The 3,700-nt window shown below is 46.1% G+C and carries 3 protein-coding genes; all 3 read left to right on the forward strand.

The genetic code is table 11. The features are described 5' to 3' along the window. The first annotated feature begins 889 nt into the window (after positions 1 to 889). The 3 genes from Q0Y54_RS12220 to Q0Y54_RS12230 are packed head-to-tail and all read left to right on the forward strand — an operon-like array spanning position 890 to position 3,565. Positions 890 to 1,429, forward strand: a complete 540-nt coding sequence (locus tag Q0Y54_RS12220) for a hypothetical protein (RefSeq protein ID WP_297968438.1) — start codon at positions 890 to 892, stop codon at positions 1,427 to 1,429. Then, positions 1,413 to 3,326, forward strand: coding sequence for a phage terminase large subunit family protein (locus tag Q0Y54_RS12225; protein WP_297968441.1), 1,914 nt, complete (start codon positions 1,413 to 1,415; stop codon positions 3,324 to 3,326). Before Q0Y54_RS12220 ends, Q0Y54_RS12225 begins: the two co-directional genes overlap by 17 nt. A gap of 14 nt (positions 3,327 to 3,340) precedes the next feature. Beyond that, positions 3,341 to 3,565 (forward strand): DUF6148 family protein, encoded by a 225-nt coding sequence (locus Q0Y54_RS12230; protein WP_297968474.1) that lies wholly within the window; start codon positions 3,341 to 3,343, stop codon positions 3,563 to 3,565. The last annotated feature ends 135 nt before the right edge of the window (positions 3,566 to 3,700 follow it).

Genomic DNA, 3,700 nt, shown 5'->3' on the forward strand with positions numbered 1-3,700 from the left:
CATTGAAAATTAATCAAGGCACTCTTAACGGGTGTCTTTTTTGATGCAGCTATCAAGGTTCATTGATAGGAATTTCGCTACTGGCAGGAGCTTCAAAAGCATGAGGCTCCTGCCATATATAAAAAGCCAACATAGTGCCGGCTTTGCAAATTACCCTCCACATTGACAAAAAATACCCCCGGTATCGTAAATTATTACCGAGGGTTACCATGGAGGCAGGCGGTCAATCCTAGCCCCTAAAAGAGGGTATTGCTTATGACGCTATATGACATTTGTCTTTGGTGTTTCTGTTTGCAATATGTATTATTGCGCTTAAATCATAGTAATAGAAAACTGCCTCCAGCTTCCGAACTTAGCCGGTTTTTCCATACCGAATAGCTTCAGGGCTGACCGTCTATCGGCAGCACCTTTCCTGATTACATTACACAAATTTATAATGAAAATATTCAATGTGCTGATGAAGGCAGCCAGCAAAAATTGGCACTAAAATGGCACTCTTGCGAGTACTTTATATGTTATTATGTTAGCGTGAGATGTTGAGATAATCACTCACTTATTCCTTTCCGAGAAGAGTAAATACTGATTCGATGAAGCCGCTTCTGGTTACAGGGGCGGTTTTTTCGTGGAGTGAATTATCATTTAAGCATGGAGGCGGGGCGGCGTCAGAAAAAAGGTACTTCTGGCTATATAAAACGCTTGCGCGACCCGTGGCGCCCAAAAGCTGTCTGCACACAAAAAAAGTTTGTAGCTTAGTTTAATAAAACGAATGACTCCAAATGGGAAAATTCTTTAATAAAATCAAAAGCAGTTTTTGGATTTCAAAGTTATTAAAATTTCAAAGCAATTATAAGGTGTTCAATTTGGACATCACAGAAAGGAGGGGAAGCCCATGAAAGTTACAGAAGATCCACGCAAGATTACTGTTTCCCAGGTTAATCTGGCCAAGGCGTTGGGAGTGACAACTGTACGAGTAAACCAGCTTATTCAGGAAGGCATAGTAATCCGTGACGATGAAGATAAGCGGGGCGGCGTATATCTCCTCCAGAGTGTAAGAAACTATGACCGTATGAAAGGCGGCTCCCAGACTGATGAAAATGGTGAAAGCATTGATTACATGGCCGAAAAGGCCCGCCATGAAAAGGTAAAGCGGGAAATCTCCGAGCTGAAGCTGGCCAAAGCTGAGGCCCGGGCCTATGATGCCCGGACAGTGGAGCTGGTATTGACGGAAATGCTGTCAAACCTCAGAACCCAGCTGCTTGGTTTGCCCTCTAAGCTTGCTCCTATGCTGGAGAAAAAAGGTAAGGGTAAAATCTATGAGGTAATGACCAGGGAAATTGAGGAAAAGCTCAGTGAATTAAGTGAATATACACCGGAGCTATTTACTGATGAGGAAATAGAAGGGGCGGTTGACGATGAAGAAAGCAGTTGACCTATGGCGGTATATATCCGTCAAAGGATTAAAGCCTCTGCCTAAAACCTCAGTCAGCGAATGGGCAGATAATTATCGAATATTGTCCAATACTTCTGCAGAACCGGGGCGGTGGCGAACCAGCAGGGCACCATATCAAAAGGCCATAATGGATGCTTTTACCCAGGTGGGAGTACGGCGGGTTGCGGTCATGTCGTCAAGTCAGATAGGCAAATCTGACCTGATGAACAACATTGTAGGTCGGTTTGCACATTTGGATCCGTGTACAATCATGATGATTCACCCAACCATTGACATGGCCATAGATTATTCCAAGTCCCGTATTGCTCCAATGCTGCGGGATACACCGGCTCTTACAGACCTGTTTTACACAGTCAAGGACAAGGATGGCGGACAGGGAAAGCAGAATGATGGCAATAATACCATCTTGTCGAAGATTTTTCCCGGTGGGCGGCTGATTATGTGTGGGGCAAATTCCCCAGCAGGGCTTGCCAGTCGTCCTGTTAGAATACTCTTGGCGGATGAGGTAGACCGTTTTCCGGATTCGGCAGGCGGTGAAGGTGACCCGGTGGATTTGGCGGCCAAAAGAATGACCACCTTTTGGAACCGGGTGATGGGTCTTTTTTCCACACCTACCAATGAAGGCTCCAGCCGAATCGAAAAGGAATACCTGGCCGGTACTCAGGAGGAATGGCAGCATCAATGTCCTAATTGCGAGGAGTATCACACCCTGCGTTATGTGGACATCACAGCCGAATACACAGAACACAAGGATACTCAGGGCCGTACCATTGTAACAGTGGACAAGGTGCAGTGGGTATGTCCTGATTGTGGAATGCTCTTTGATGAGCGGACCATAAAAGACTCAAAGCAAAAATATACACCTATGAACCCGGAAGCGTTGAAAAATGGCATCCGGTCTTTTTATGTCAATTCCTTTTCCAGCCCATGGATATCATGGTCGGAGATTATCAGGGAGTGGCTGGAGGCCAAGGGAGACCCGACGAGGGAGCAGGTTGTAATCAATACACGCTTTGGGGAGCCATATCGTCAGCGGGGAGCCTTTGAGGATGAAATGCAGTTTGTAAGACGGCGGGAAAACTATGGGGCTGAATTGCCGGATGGTGTTCTGCTGTTGACAGCTGCAGTTGATACTCAGGATAACCGTCTTGAGTATGAGATATGTGGCTGGGGCAAGGGTGAAGAATGCTGGGGAATAATGAAAGGTGTTATTCTGGGCATTCCCAAATACCAGAGTACATGGGAGGCACTGGATGAGGTTCTTGACCGACAATATTATTTCAAATCAGGCATCGGGTTGAAGGTGGCCCGGGCTTTTATTGATATGGGCGGCCATTACACCACCTCTGTATATGCTTATTGTGAAAGAAATTGGCACAAACAACGGGTACCAATACGAGGCAGCAATAATGGGCCCGGTGTACCGTTGCTGAACGGCCTGAGACATTCCAAAAACAGGCCAATTCCCCATCAGGAATTAGGCGTTGATGAAGGAAAGCAGATGGTTATGAATGGGCTGTCCATCAAGGAGCCCGGCCCTGGTTATTTTCATTTTCCGGTAAATGATGAATTTATAAAGGACCGGGGATATGACCAGATATATTTCAAGGGCATAATTGCTGAACAACTGAGAACATTCAAGAAAAACGGTATTATAATTACCCGCTGGGAGCCTACCGGCGGAGTAAGAAATGAGCCTTTGGACCTGCGGGTTTACAACATAGCCTGCATGCAGTCCTTAAAAGCTAATTGGGCCAGACTGGAGGAGCTGGTTACGGGAAGAGCATCACAAAAATCAGAGAAAAAAATGCGGGTGAAAGAGCCTTCCAGGATTAAACAATCAAACCGCTCCTCCAGACAGTCCAATATTTGGTGATGTGAGGTGAAACAATGGCTAATGCAATACAAAATGAACGGCTCAGGATGTATCTTGAAGCAGAGAAGGCTGTGTTATCCGGGCAGTCATACACAATAGGCAATATGACCCTGACAAGAGCGAATTTATCATCTATCAGGGCGGCTATTGATGGCCTCCTTGCTGGCGGTGCTGTATTGGAAGGTGAACCGGATACCCGAGGCATGTGTAAGCGGGTGGTATTCATAGATGGGCGGTGAAATTTTGAGCAGGAAAAAGAATAAAACGGCTGACAGGGTGCCAGAAATAAAAAATACTGGATATTCTGAGGGTGGCGCGTCCCACCAGTCAAATATACTGAAGGGCTGGAACCCTGTAAAATCCTCCTCCAAATC

The sequence above is a fragment of the uncultured Anaerovibrio sp. genome (assembly GCF_947302755.1).
Classification (GTDB): domain Bacteria; phylum Bacillota; class Negativicutes; order Selenomonadales; family Selenomonadaceae; genus Anaerovibrio.